The sequence below is a fragment of the Streptococcus suis genome, from assembly GCF_046032115.1.
Classification (GTDB): Bacteria; Bacillota; Bacilli; order Lactobacillales; family Streptococcaceae; genus Streptococcus; species Streptococcus suis_AJ.
Map to the genome: position 1 here is coordinate 1 of NZ_JARQOZ010000050.1, position 13322 is coordinate 13322.

13 protein-coding genes and 1 pseudogene are annotated in these 13322 nt (G+C 38.2%); 12 read left to right on the top strand and 2 right to left on the bottom strand.

Annotated elements, in window-relative coordinates:
• Positions 1-184 precede the first annotated feature (184 nt).
• A pseudogene (locus tag P7J36_RS10745) lies at positions 185-1473 on the top strand (IS4 family transposase).
• Positions 1474-1658: 185 nt separating this feature from the next.
• Here the strand turns inward: P7J36_RS10745 and recF are convergent.
• The gene (gene recF / locus P7J36_RS10750; RefSeq protein ID WP_408552107.1) at positions 1659-2753 is read right to left on the bottom strand and encodes a DNA replication/repair protein RecF; all 1095 of its coding nucleotides are present in this window, start codon (positions 2751-2753) and stop codon (positions 1659-1661) included.
• 2 nt (positions 2754-2755) lie between these two features.
• Positions 2756-3139: a S4 domain-containing protein YaaA gene (yaaA, locus tag P7J36_RS10755; RefSeq protein WP_014638861.1), complete on the bottom strand. Its 384-nt coding sequence runs from the start codon at positions 3137-3139 to the stop codon at positions 2756-2758.
• A 73-nt stretch (positions 3140-3212) separates the two neighbouring features.
• On the opposite strand from yaaA, the gene yfmF reads away from it, so the two are divergent.
• From yfmF to P7J36_RS10810, 11 genes are all read left to right on the top strand, one after another.
• Positions 3213-4466: an EF-P 5-aminopentanol modification-associated protein YfmF gene (gene yfmF, locus P7J36_RS10760; RefSeq protein WP_014638852.1), complete on the top strand. Its 1254-nt coding sequence runs from the start codon at positions 3213-3215 to the stop codon at positions 4464-4466.
• A complete protein-coding gene (gene yfmH, locus P7J36_RS10765; RefSeq protein ID WP_408552106.1) occupies positions 4463-5746 on the top strand; it encodes an EF-P 5-aminopentanol modification-associated protein YfmH in 1284 nt (427 codons plus the stop codon). The genes yfmF and yfmH overlap by 4 nt, the downstream gene beginning before the upstream one ends.
• 81 nt (positions 5747-5827) lie before the next feature.
• Positions 5828-6682 (top strand): cytoskeleton protein RodZ, encoded by an 855-nt coding sequence (gene rodZ, locus P7J36_RS10770; protein ID WP_099775943.1) that lies wholly within the window; start codon positions 5828-5830, stop codon positions 6680-6682.
• A gap of 19 nt (positions 6683-6701) precedes the next feature.
• On the top strand, positions 6702-7241 hold the full coding sequence (gene pgsA, locus P7J36_RS10775) for a CDP-diacylglycerol--glycerol-3-phosphate 3-phosphatidyltransferase (protein ID WP_014638849.1): 540 nt from the start codon (positions 6702-6704) through the stop codon (positions 7239-7241).
• A complete protein-coding gene (locus P7J36_RS10780; RefSeq protein ID WP_105147653.1) occupies positions 7241-8077 on the top strand; it encodes an energy-coupling factor ABC transporter ATP-binding protein in 837 nt (278 codons plus the stop codon). Before pgsA ends, P7J36_RS10780 begins: the two co-directional genes overlap by 1 nt.
• On the top strand, positions 8053-8895 hold the full coding sequence (locus P7J36_RS10785) for an energy-coupling factor transporter ATPase (RefSeq protein WP_408552105.1): 843 nt from the start codon (positions 8053-8055) through the stop codon (positions 8893-8895). The genes P7J36_RS10780 and P7J36_RS10785 overlap by 25 nt, the downstream gene beginning before the upstream one ends.
• Positions 8888-9682 carry an energy-coupling factor transporter transmembrane component T family protein gene (locus P7J36_RS10790; RefSeq protein WP_024395961.1) on the top strand — a complete coding sequence of 265 codons (795 nt, stop codon included), beginning with the start codon at positions 8888-8890 and terminating at the stop codon, positions 9680-9682. The genes P7J36_RS10785 and P7J36_RS10790 overlap by 8 nt, the downstream gene beginning before the upstream one ends.
• Positions 9683-9813: 131 nt before the next feature.
• On the top strand, positions 9814-10368 hold the full coding sequence (apf, locus tag P7J36_RS10795; protein ID WP_029186229.1) for an aggregation-promoting factor: 555 nt from the start codon (positions 9814-9816) through the stop codon (positions 10366-10368).
• Positions 10369-10482: 114 nt separating this feature from the next.
• Positions 10483-11865 carry a HAMP domain-containing sensor histidine kinase gene (locus P7J36_RS10800; protein WP_408552104.1) on the top strand — a complete coding sequence of 461 codons (1383 nt, stop codon included), beginning with the start codon at positions 10483-10485 and terminating at the stop codon, positions 11863-11865.
• Entirely contained in the window at positions 11862-12530 is a 669-nt protein-coding gene (locus P7J36_RS10805) for a response regulator transcription factor (RefSeq protein WP_408552103.1), read from the top strand. Before P7J36_RS10800 ends, P7J36_RS10805 begins: the two co-directional genes overlap by 4 nt.
• Before the next feature lie 204 nt (positions 12531-12734).
• Positions 12735-13322: hypothetical protein (locus P7J36_RS10810; RefSeq protein ID WP_408552102.1), on the top strand; the 588-nt coding region annotated here is incomplete at its 3' end.

Here is a 13322-nt window from a genome sequence, read left to right on the forward strand (position 1 = left end):
AAAGCCTTGTCAGCCACCAGCATAGCTGGTGGTTTTCTTGTTTTTCTCTACGAGAAAAACTGGCTCGAAGCCATAACAAAAACAAGACCCTCTTGACAGGCAATGTCATTAAGTTAACTAACCTATCACAAAATGTGATGGGTTAGTTTTTTTATGTTACACTAAAAATAAAAGGGGAAAAATCATGCTAGACCAGATTAAATCTCATCTATTTGACAGTATCAATGACATCGTTTCCTCTGCCGACCAGTTTGTGCTTCATCCTGAAAAAGATTTTAGTCGGAAAAGTCAGCTAACGATGGAAACCATGATTCAAGCTATACTGACCATGGGAGGTAATACCTTAGCCAAAGAGCTACTTGATTTAGATTTGCCTGTCACTCAATCTGCCTTTGTCCAACGACGATATCAGATCAAACACCAAGCTTTTAAAGCCCTGTTTACCAATATTACTTCTAAAATTCCAATCTCTCACAACCTTCCTATCCTAGCTGTTGATGGTAGTGATGTGGTTCTACCAAGAAATCGTTCTGATAAAACGACCTCGTTCCAAACTGGACCACACCACGCTCCGTACAATCTCATTCATATCAATGCTCTCTACAATCTCGAACAGGAGATTTATCATGACCTGCGGATTCAGGATAATCGAGAGTTTGATGAGCGTGCGGCTTTTATTGATACGATGAAGAACTGTTCTTTCAAACAAGCTCTGGTGATAATGGACAGAGGCTATGAATCCTACAATGTTATGGCACACTGTCAAGAAAGAAATTGGTCCTATATTATTCGTATTCGTGACGGGAATCATTCTATGGAGTCAGGATTTAACTTCCCTGACACCCCTTGTTTTGATGAGGCATTTGACCTAAACATCTGTCGCAAACAAACCAATGAGATGAAAGAACTGTATAAAAATTTTCCTAATCACTATCGCTATTTACCTAATCACTCGCCCTTTGACTTTTTACCAAGCTCTAGCCGAAAAGTGATCCAATCAGTTTTTCCGACCTTCATTTCCGAATGGTGCGCCTCGAAATCAAGCCAGTTTTCTTTGAAACTTTGGTGACAAATACGAATTATTCTCCAGAAAAATTAAAAGATCTCTATGCCTACAGATGGGGCATAGAGACCAGTTTTCGTGGCCTAAAATACAGTATCGGTCTGACTCATTTTCATGCAAAAAAGAAGGAAGGTATTCTCCAAGAAATCTACGCTCGCTTTATCAATTTTAATGTTTGTAAATGGCTAACCTCACACGTTACCATTAAAACATCAAAGTTAAAACAGGCTTATAAGATTTGTTTTTCAGACGCTGTTTATGCCTGTCGAAAATTTCTTAGAGAAGAACTTACTTCCTTCCAATTAGAAACCTACATTGCTAAGCATTTATCCATTATTCGACCCAATCGAACCTTCCAAAGAAAGATAAAAAGCAAGGCTCCCGTAAGCTTCACTTATAGAATATCATAATAGTTGAAAAATTGGGTTAAAAACCTTCCTTTTTGTGCGCCATAAATACAAAAACTATTCCCGTTTGATCATGAAGTCTCAGACGGGAATAGTTTCTTTAGTTAGTTAAATGTTTAACTTAATGACATTGTCTTGACAGGGTCTTTACTTTTTTGTAAATTTTATTGACAATAGTGTAAATAATCTTATTCTGACTCAGTAACCTTACCAGACTCAATATGGAATATTTTTAAACTATCAGGTAGCTTATGTAAATGGTCTAAAGATGTCGTTGTAATAAATGTTTGAATCGTATCTGTAATAGTTTCTAGTAGCTTGATTTGACGATTATTATCCAGCTCACTCATAACATCATCTAAGAGTAGAATTGGGTACTCTCGTGTGACTTCTTTCATCAGCTCGATTTCAGCCAGTTTGAGTGACAGAACGAGACTGCGGTGTTGTCCTTGACTACCATAATGGGCATTCATTCCATTTATAAAGAAAGCTACATCATCTCGATGTGGTCCAACTCCTGTATTTTTCTTAAATAAATCACGTTTGCGACACCTTTCTAATTCCATCAAGAATATGTCAATTAAATTGACAGAAGTAGTAAACTTAATTGAGGATTGATATTCGATAGTTAGTTCCTCTCTCTTATCTGAAATATCTTGAACTTTTCTATTTCCGAATTCCTCTAATTTCTTTAGAAAGTCAATACGATGTTGGATAACACGACTACCATATTCAGCTAGTTGCTGATCTAACACGGATAGGAAGTTCTTATCAATCTTATCTGTAGATTTGAGGTAAGTATTTCTTTGTTTTAAAACGTGGTTATAATTCGATAGGTCAGAGAGATAGAGTGGTTTGATTTGCCCGAGCTCGACATCGATGAACTTTCTTCTCAAAGCAGGCGCACCTTTTATCAGCTGTAAATCTTCTGGAGCAAATAGGACGACGTTCATATGTCCAATGTAATTAGAAAGTTTTGCTTGTTTGAGATGGTTGACCTTGGTCACTCGCCCCTTATCTGTCAAGTGAATGTCAAGTGGAACTTTACCGCTTGCGCGATGGAGTAAACCCGAAATAGATAATTCCTTTTCTTGAAACTGTAGTAGGTCCTTATCTGTCCGTGTTCGATGACTTCGTGTTAAAGCTAAAGCATAGATAGATTCTAGAATATTGGTTTTTCCTTGGGCGTTTTCGCCTAAAAAGACATTGAGCCCTTTGTGGAACTCAATATCTACTTGGTTGTAATTGCGAAAATGTTGTAACTCTAATCGTTCTAGCCACATGTCTACATACCAGGGAAACGAACAGGTTTTCTTTCAGTCTTTTTAGTTGCTTTTTTAGGAGTTTTTACCTGTTTCTTATTCTTTTTATTTTCTTGATTTAACTTTTTAACGATTGCAGCCACACGTTCTTTTTCAGCTTGATCCTCTTGGTGCTGTTTGATTTCCTCTGCACTAGGAGCGACGATTGTGATGCTGGTGTTGTGGTCTGGGAGTGTGATAACATCTCCGACACGGATTTTTTTACCGCGTCTTTTTTCATCCTCTCCATTGAAAAGAATGGTATTTTCTTCTAAGAAACCTTTAATGGCACCTCCTGAATGGAGAATACCAGTCGTTTTTAATAATGCTTGTAATGTGATGTAGTCATCAAATAATTTAAATTCCATAAGTCACCTCGTTACAGAATATTATATCACAAAATGGTATAATGGAAGGTACAATGTTTGAAAGAGGAAGAAGATGAAATTACAAGAGGGAGTAGATCTTCATTTTATTGATACAGATCAGTTTACGACAAATCGTATACGTATTCGCTTTGCAGCTGAAATGAGTGAGGCTACCGTTGCTGGTCGTGTGTTAGTTGCAAATATTTTTGAAATGGGTAACCAAGAATTTCAGACTGCTCAGGCTGTTCGGAGAAGATTGGCAGAATTGTATGGTGCTCAGTTCTCGACCTCAGTTTCAAAACGTGGTAGGGTGCACTGTGTAGATGTGACAATTTCATATGTCAGTCCTCGTCACTTGCCAGAAAATGAGGATATTACAGTAGAGATTCTTGATTTTTTATACACGTGTATATTTAGACCACTGAAAAAGGGACGAGGATTTGATAGCCAGATTTTCGAGGTTGAAAAAACGAATTTAATCAATTTTCTTCAGTCAGAGATAGAAGATAATTTTTATCATGCAGATGTTGAAATGAGTAAGCTTTTTTATAAAGATCCCTCTCTTCAAATTCCACGCGTCGGTAGGCTTGATTTGGTTGAAAAAGAAACAGCAGAATCAACCTTTCAGATTTATCGGAATATGTTGCGTATGGATAAAATTGATATATTTGTCTTAGGGAAAGTTGACAGAGAGCAAGTCAAAAGAAAACTTGAAGATTTTGGTTTTACTTATAGAAATCCAAAATTAGAGTTAGAATATCATCAGGAATACTCAAACATAACGCAAGAAAAAATCGAGCGTAAACAGGCAAGGCAGTCCATTTTGGAATTGGCATATCATTTACAGGTGGTTTACAACGATGTAAACTATCCAGCTTTGATGGTATTTAATGGTCTACTAGGTGCTTTCTCCCATTCGAAGTTATTTATGAATGTTCGTGAGAAAGAAAGTTTGGCCTATACAATTGGAAGTCAGGTCTCTATTTTTTCAGGAATGCTGAAGGTCTATGCTGGAATTAGCCGCGAAAATAGACTCAGGGTAATGAAGTTAATTAGTAAACAACTACTTGATTTAAAATGTGGTAAATTTACAGAAGAAGAATTAGAGTTGACAAAAAACATGTTGATTCATTCAGCAACCTTGGCTCAGGATAGGCAGAATAATTTGATAGAACAAGTATATAATCAAGTTACCTTAGGAAATAGAAATTTAAGTTGGTTAGATTGGATTGAGGCTATCAAATCGGTATCAATAGACGATGTCATTCGAGTAGGACAGATGATTAATTTACAGGCTGTTTACTTTATGGAGGGGACAGAAGAATGAAGTTAGTTGAGAAGAAGTATCCTTACATGAAAGAATCTGTCTTTTATGGGAAAATTGACAATGGGTTGACAGTTGTTTTACTTCCTAAAGTAGATTTCCATGAGACATATGGAATTCTAACGACAAATTTTGGGAGTATTCATACTCGATTTACATTGGCTAATGGTAATAGTGTTGTTTATCCTGCAGGGATTGCACACTTTTTAGAACATAAGCTGTTTGAAACTGAGAATGAAGAGGATATTATGAATGAGTTTGCTAAATTGGGAGCAAGCGCAAATGCTTATACCAGTTTTAGCCAGACTAGTTACTTATTTTCAACGACTCAGAAAGTATTGGAGTCTCTATCACTTTTACAATCTTTTGTTCGAGAACCGTATTTTACAGAAGACAATGTAGAAAGAGAACAGGGGATTATTGAACAAGAAATTGAGATGTATCAAGATGATGCAGATTATCGCTTGTTTACGGGAATTTTATCATCGCTTTATCCAGAAAGTCCTTTGGCCTATGATATAGCAGGGACAGTTGAATCAATTGCTGCAATTACTGCGGATGATTTACATGAGAATTTTGATGTGTTTTATCATCCAAGTAACATGAATTTATTCGTTATTGGTAATTTTGATTTAGAGGCAGTTTGGAAACAAATTTCAAGTTATCAAGTAGCTCAGATGGATAATCCAGCTCAGTCGTTTGAATTGGCAGGTGTCCAAAAGTTGCCGATAAAGGAGCATCTCTCAGAACAATTTGAAGTATCTACCCCAAAATTGGCTGTTGGTTTACGGGGAAATGACGAGGTTGATAAGGAGACTATTCAGAAATATCGGCTCAGTTTACAATTTTTATTTGCCATGTTGTTTGGTTGGACTTCAAAACGATACCAACAGTTATACGAACAGGGAAAAATTGATTCTTCTTTCCAGTTCCAATTAGAGGTTACACCTGAGTACCACTATTTGATTATCTCGGGAGATACTCAAGAACCCATTACGCTTTCTAGTATGCTGATGAAAGCACTTAGGAAATTTGAGGATGATGCAGATGTGACAGAGGATCATTTACAATTGTTGAAAAACGAGATGTATGGAGATTTTATTCGTAGCTTAAATTCTCTTGAGTTTACAGCTAGTCACTTTGTTTCTCAGTATTCAGAATATGAAAATGTTTTTGATATACCTCAAATGATACAAAGTCTTCAGTTAGATGACATCAGAGAGGCAGGGCGTCGCTTTATTGAACACTGTGATATGACAGATTTCACGATTTTTCCAAAATAAGTGGGCGCAACCCGTCGAAATTTCCTTGGAATTTTGTTAGAATAGTATACTGTACATGATGAGCGATAGAGAGAGGGTATTATGAGACAAAAGAGTATAGGGGAAGTACTTAGAACAGCTAGAGAAGGACGGGGTTGGACATTCGTTGACTTACAACGGATAACAAAAATCCAAGCTAAATATTTGCAGGCACTTGAGTACAATGATTTTGATTTTATTGCAAACTCAGATGACGTTCATTCTATTTTAAAAGCATATGCTGAGGCTTTGGAATTAGATGCAGATGTCCTACTGGATGCTTACGAGACCAATAGTTTAGTGAAATATTATGAAGATGGAGAAGAAGAACTCCGATCTTCAGAATTGAAAAGAAGCTATAAGGTTCGCAAACGTAAAAAGAACTCTTATCTTCCGTTGATTTACTTATTACTTGCGACGGGTTTGATTATTATTTTTGTGACTTATATTATTCATAGCAGGCTCCAAAATAGAGCATCTGTTACGCCTACTACAACGTCATATAGTATAGTTGAGCAATCTGTATCTGAAGCAAGTAGTGGCACAGAGACGAGTTCTACTGAGCAGGCGCAGTCAAATTCAACGAGTTCAAGTAGTTCCGCTACAGAAAATGTGACTATTTCAGGATTAGGTTCTAACATTGTTGCGACCCTTAAAACAGTGACTTATCCAGTAGAAGTAACTGTAACAGCAAAAAATACAACGAGTTGGATCAGCCTTTCTGACACCTTGTTAGAGGGGGGCGTTACACTAACACCTGATAATCCAACAGTAACTACTACTATTGAAGAAGGAGTGACTTCTACTACACTTGTTCTTGGTGTTGTCAAAGGAGTAGAGGTAAGTGTAGGTGGCCAAAAGTTAGATATATCAGCTCTGACAGCCGATACAGGGTCGGTCACTTTAAATTTTGAATAAGGGCAATAAAGGTATTAGAATGAAAAAAGAAAATATTCCCAATGCATTGACGATAGGTAGGATTTTGGTAATCCCAATTTTTATCTTGTTACTGACCGTTTGGGATTCAACAATTAGTCATGTGTTGGCAGCACTTATTTTTGCATTAGCTAGTATTACGGATTATCTAGACGGCTACTTGGCTCGTAAATGGCAGGTTGTAACAAACTTTGGAAAATTTGCGGATCCGATGGCAGATAAGATTTTGGTGATGACAGCGTTTATCATGCTTGTAGAGCTTGGCTTTGCTCCAGCTTGGGTAGTTGCAATTATTATTTGTCGTGAATTGGCAGTGACAGGTCTTCGTCTACTCTTGGTGGAAAATGGAGGAACAGTTCTAGCTGCGGCTATGCCAGGAAAAATCAAAACATTTTCACAGATGTTTGCAGTTATTTTCCTGCTCTTACACTGGAACGTCGTGGGGCAAATAACACTCTATATTGCACTTTTCTTCACCCTATATTCAGGCTATGATTATTTCAGGGGTGCCTCTTACTTATTCAAAGATACTTTTAAATGATGACAAATATTATAGAAGTAAAAAATCTTAAATATAAATACAACCAAGAGGATGAGCGCTATACCCTAAATGATGTTTCGTTTCACGTGAAACAGGGAGAATGGTTGTCTATTATTGGACATAATGGTTCGGGTAAATCAACAACCGTTCGTTTGATTGATGGTTTGTTGGAAGCTGAATCAGGTGATATTTATATTGACGGTGATGCCTTAACCATTGATAATGTATGGGATAAGCGACGCTTGATTGGTATGGTTTTTCAAAATCCAGATAACCAATTTGTGGGTGCCACAGTTGAAGATGATGTTGCATTTGGTTTAGAGAACCAGGGAATCCCTTTGGAGGAGATGCGTAGTCGAGTTGACGAAGCTTTGGAATTGGTTGGAATGACTGATTTTAAAACACGTGAGCCTGCTCGTTTATCTGGTGGTCAGAAGCAGAGGGTGGCGATTGCTGGAGTGGTTGCCTTGCGTCCAAAAATTATTATTTTGGATGAGGCTACGTCTATGTTGGATCCAGAAGGTCGTCTCGACTTGATTAAAATTGTCCGTGAAATTAAGGATCGTCATGGTATGACGGTTATCTCTATAACACATGATTTGGATGAGGTTGCATTGAGTGACAGAGTTATCGTGATGAAAAATGGACAGGTTGAATCAATTAGCACTCCAAATGAATTATTTATGCGAGAAGATTTGGTAGATTTAGACTTGGATAGACCATTTACGACAGAACTGGCTTCATCTTTGCGTCAGACTGGACTTGATTTACCGCTCCGCTATTTTACAGAGGAAGAATTAGAGGAAACTTTATGGGAATTGATCTCCAAGAAGTAAGCTATACCTATCAAGCTGGCACTCCTTTTGAGGGGCGTGCGCTTTTTGGTGTGGATTTGGAGATTGTTGATGGCTCTTACACGGCCCTTATTGGGCATACGGGTTCGGGCAAATCAACGATTTTACAACTCTTGAATGGATTAAATGTACCAACAGAAGGAAGAGTAGTCATTGATGATGTTGTGATTACAGCGACATCTGAAAATAGGGATATTAAGCAGGTCAGGAAGAAAGTCGGGCTGGTGTTCCAATTTCCTGAAAGTCAAGTGTTTGATGAAACGGTCTTAAAAGACGTTGCTTTTGGTCCACAAAATTTCGGAGTTTCTCAGGAAGAGGCTGAAACGATTGCGCGTGAAAAGCTGGCCTTGGTCGGAATTGATGAAAGCTTGTTTGAGCGTAGTCCTTTTGAACTATCTGGTGGTCAAATGCGTCGTGTGGCGATTGCTGGGATTCTGGCAATGGAACCAAGTATCTTAGTTTTGGATGAACCAACAGCTGGTTTGGATCCTGCTGGTCGTCAGGAATTGATGGATATTTTCAAAAAGCTCCATGAGTCAGGCATGACAATCGTTTTGGTGACTCATTTGATGGACGATGTGGCGAATTATGCTGATTTTGTTTACATTATGGAGAAGGGAAAATTAGTGCGTTCAGGAAAACCTGTTGATATTTTTCAAGAGGTGGATTTTTTGGAGAGTATTCAGTTGGGAGTACCTAAGATTACTAAGTTTGCAGCTAATTTGGAGAGAAGAGGCTTTGTCTTTGAACGTCTTCCGATTACAATTGAAGAATTTACGGGGATGGTGACACATGGATAAATTAATTTTAGGTCGCTATATTCCTGGGGATTCAATTATTCATCGCTTGGATCCAAGAAGTAAGCTTTTAGCAATGTTTGGATTTCTATTGATGATTTTTTGGGCCAATAATTTGGTCACCAATGCCTTGTTGATAGCATTTGTTTTAGGAATGGTTGTTTTATCTCGTATTCGCTTATCATTTTTTATTAATGGTTTGAAACCGATGATAGGAATTATTCTATTTACAACTTTCTTTCAGGTTTTCTTTACACCTGGAGCGACACTTTTATGGGAATTTTGGATTTTTAAATTATCAGTTGAGGGTTTGCAACAGGCGGCGATTATTTTTGTTCGCTTTGTTTTGATTATTTTCTTCTCGACCTTGTTGACCTTGACGACGACACCCCTTAGCTTGGCAGATGGTATTGAATCAGGTCTTGCACCTTTGAAGAAATTTAAAGTTCCTGTGCATGAAATTGGTTTGATGTTATCCATGAGCTTGCGTTTTGTACCGACCTTGATGGATGATACCACTCGGATTATGAATGCTCAGAGAGCTCGTGGAGTGGACTTTAATGAGGGAAATCTTATTCAGAAGGTAAAGTCAGTTATTCCTATTTTGATTCCCTTATTCGCATCAAGTTTTAAGAGGGCAGATGCTCTTGCAACGGCGATGGAGGCGCGTGGGTATCAGGGCGGCGATGGGAGAACCAAGTATCGGATTTTGGAATGGAAGTTAGCAGATACGTTAGCAATTTTAGTTATGTTAGCTTTAGCCGGACTCTTATTTATATTGAAAAAATGAGTAAAAAACGCTAGAAATAGCATTTTTATTGTCTAATCTCAATTTGTCTGTAATATTTGTAACAATTTCACAAAGTCTAAGTAATAGTTAGAGGGTATGATAGACACATGACAGAAAGGAATGTGACTATTATGAACATTACATTAAAGAAAAACTTAAAAACAACTATTGCTGGTTTGGTAGCGGGAATCTCCCTTTTGACTGCGGGTGTAGTCAGTGCAGAAACCTATACTGTAAAGTCTGGTGATACCCTGTCTGAAATTGCTGAAACACACAATACTACTGTTGAAAAATTAGCAGAGCAGAATAAGATTACCAACTTAGATTTTATCCATGTCGGTCAAGTTATCGAATTGGGTGATGTGACAGTGAAGACAGTAGAGAGTTCAGTTGAACAAACTCAATCAACAACATCATCAACTTCTACTGCAACAACTAGCACCTATTCTTCAAATTTGAGCGCTGAGGATGCAGCAGCAAAAGAATGGATTGCCATGAAGGAATCAAGCGGTAGCTACGATGCACGTAACGGTATCTATATTGGTCGTTATCAGTTAACGAATACATATTTGAATGGTGACTATTCACCAGAAAACCAAGAGCGTGTGGCAGATGCCTATGTAGCAGAACGCTACGGTTCATGGTCAGCAGCTAAAGCCTTCTGGTTGGCAAACGGCTGGTATTAAGAACACAATAAAAAGTCTAGTTTTACTAGGCTTTTTTAGTTGAGGGTTTTCCATGCTTTACAAATTCTGGGAATTTGCTTATAATGTGGAAAAATTGACTAGAAAAGAAGAACAATGAATTTACAGAAACGAATATTTCGCTTGAATATGATGCTGCTGGTCTTATCATTGATAGCTATGTTAGGAGTTAGTGTCTATGTGGTGAACAGCATTTATCGTAGTCAGGGTACTTGGCAATCAACCAGTCAGAAGACAGCTAGCAGCCAGCAAACGCTGGAAAGCTTTTCAGGTACAGATTTTCCCAAATTAGCTGACGATTTAGCATTAAGTGATGCAAAATTATACGTAGAGAGTAATGGCGAGGTCTTATTTTCAAATCTGACAGATGATGCAGATGAATTGTCAGAAGTAACAGTGTCTGCTACAACCCACACTTCCTATGTGGATGGAGAAATTGTCATTAGTCGCAAGGTCGCAACAGATGGTCAGATTTACTATCTTTATGCTATGCTAGAGGATATGGAAGAACAGCAAGAAAGTCAGGAATTTCAGGCCTTTCTACTACAACTTTTATTTGTTGGCGGAGCGGGTATCCTCATAGTTGTGGTGCTGAATTTCTTCTTTACTCGCCGTCTTTTAAGTGTTGTCATGCGTCCTTTGGATGAATTGCATAGCGGTGTAGACCGTATCCAACAGGGAAATTATACAGTACCCCTGACCTACCAAGGAGATAAGGAATTTGAAGAATTGACCCAAGGGTTCAATCAAATGCAGACTTCCTTGTTAGCTGCCCATGAGAAAAATCGATTGTATGAGCAAAACCGAACGCAGATGGTCGCAGATATTTCTCATGATTTGCGAACTCCCTTGACTTCTATCAAAGGTTATGCCAAGGGAATTTTGGATGGTATTGCCAATACGGAGGAAAAACGCAATCAGTACCTGACGGTTATTTATCAAAAATCTCAGGTGATGGAGAAGTTACTGGAAAAATTATTTGCCTTTTCACAATTACAAACAGATAAGATGCCTTTTGATAAAGTGAAACTTGATCTGGCTCCATTTTTACAGGAATATGTAAGAGAAAAAACAGCTGAGCTGGTAGATGAAGGCATTCAGTTCCAACTGAATCTATCTGAACACTTGCCTGTTGAGATCGATCCGACCCAATTCCGTCGGATTTTGGACAATCTGGTTGATAATGCCAGAAAATATGCAGCAGTTAGCCTACTGCAAATAAATCTTGCTGGTCATATTCAGGGGCAAGAAGTTGTTTGGACCTTTACGGATAATGGAAAAGGTCTAGAAAAGAATAAACTTAACTTGATTTTTGAAGAATTTTACAGGGAAGATGATACACGTCAACAAGTAGAAGGACATGGTTTAGGATTAGCTATCGTAAAAAATATTATTGAGAGATTGGGTGGTCGTGTGTCTGTTGAGGCAACACCAGGGCTCCGATTTACCTTTAGACTACCGAGAAAGGATATGATATGACACGGATTTTAATTGCGGAAGATGATGTTGAAATTGCTTATTTGGAGCGAGATTATCTGGAAATGCAGGGCTATCAAGTTGACTTGGTCCATGATGGAGGACTTGTTGAGGAACAACTCAAGAAAGAGGATTATGCTCTTCTAATGCTAGATGTTATGCTTCCAAACAAAACTGGCTATGATTTATGTCGAGATTTACGGGACAAGGTGGATTTTCCTATCTTGATGGTCACGTCTAAACAAGAAACCATGGATGTGGTGAGAGGTTTGGGCTTGGGAGCGGATGATTATATCAGCAAACCCTTTGATCCTATGGAATTGGTGGCACGTGTCAAGGCGCACTTGGCTCGCTACCAACGTTTCCAAAAGGATGATAGCAGTAATGAATTGATGGTTGGAAATGTGACTATTTTCTTGGACAATTGGAAGGTGACTTTGGATGGTCAGGAAATCAAATTGCCCAACCGCGAATTTGAGTTGCTTGTTTATCTGGCAAAACATCCCAACCGTGTCTTTTCTAAAGATCACTTATTTGAAACTATTTGGGGCTATGATTATGTTGGAGATAGTGCCACAGTGGCTGTCCATATCAATCGCCTGCGAGATAAGCTGGGAGCTGATTTAATCGAAACGGTTTGGGGTGCAGGTTATCGTCTTAATGCATAATTTAAAAGTGTTTAAAATTTGTTTATAAAGTTTCCCCAAAGTGTTCAAGATTGTCCTCTATAATAGACTTATCAGCAGGAGCTGAAGAAAACAAGTTAAAAAGAGGACAAAATGGAAAATAATAATCAACAACAAGAAATTATTGAAGTGGCAGAAAATAAGAAAACAGGTGTTTAGGAATCAGTCAAACAGAAGGTTACAGGCATGAGTAAGAAATCGATTATCTTATTGTCGGTAGGTGCCTTGGCACTTACTACGATTGGCTTTGTCGCTGCAGAGGTGTATGAAAACAAACTTGAGGCTTTGGAAAACCAAATTGAGCGACAAGTTGGAATTGCAGATGATGATGACAATCAACAGGTAATAGCACAAGCTAATGCATCATCAGCCTCATCAGTAAATACAACTTCTGCTAGTCAACTAGCAACAAGTTACGGTGTAAAGTTAGTTGACACCTCTGAGCTAGATAGTACTTATACAGCAACCTCTGGAAATGCCACCTACACGTTGACTGTAAAAGGGAATCAAGCAACCTTGACAGAAGTTGACAAAGACGGAGATCAAGATATTGAACAAGTTATCTTTGATTTAGATAAAAAACTTGCCTATGTAGATGGTGACGCAGATAGCTATAACTTGAGCGGCTCTACACTTACCTTGACAGAAATTGACGCCAATGATACAACCTTAGAGAAACTAACGTTCACGAAACAATGTAACCGCCCAATAACAAAGTGTATTGAAAAAGGCTCCAAAGTCCTGTCGACTCTGGAACCTTTTTCTATTTACACG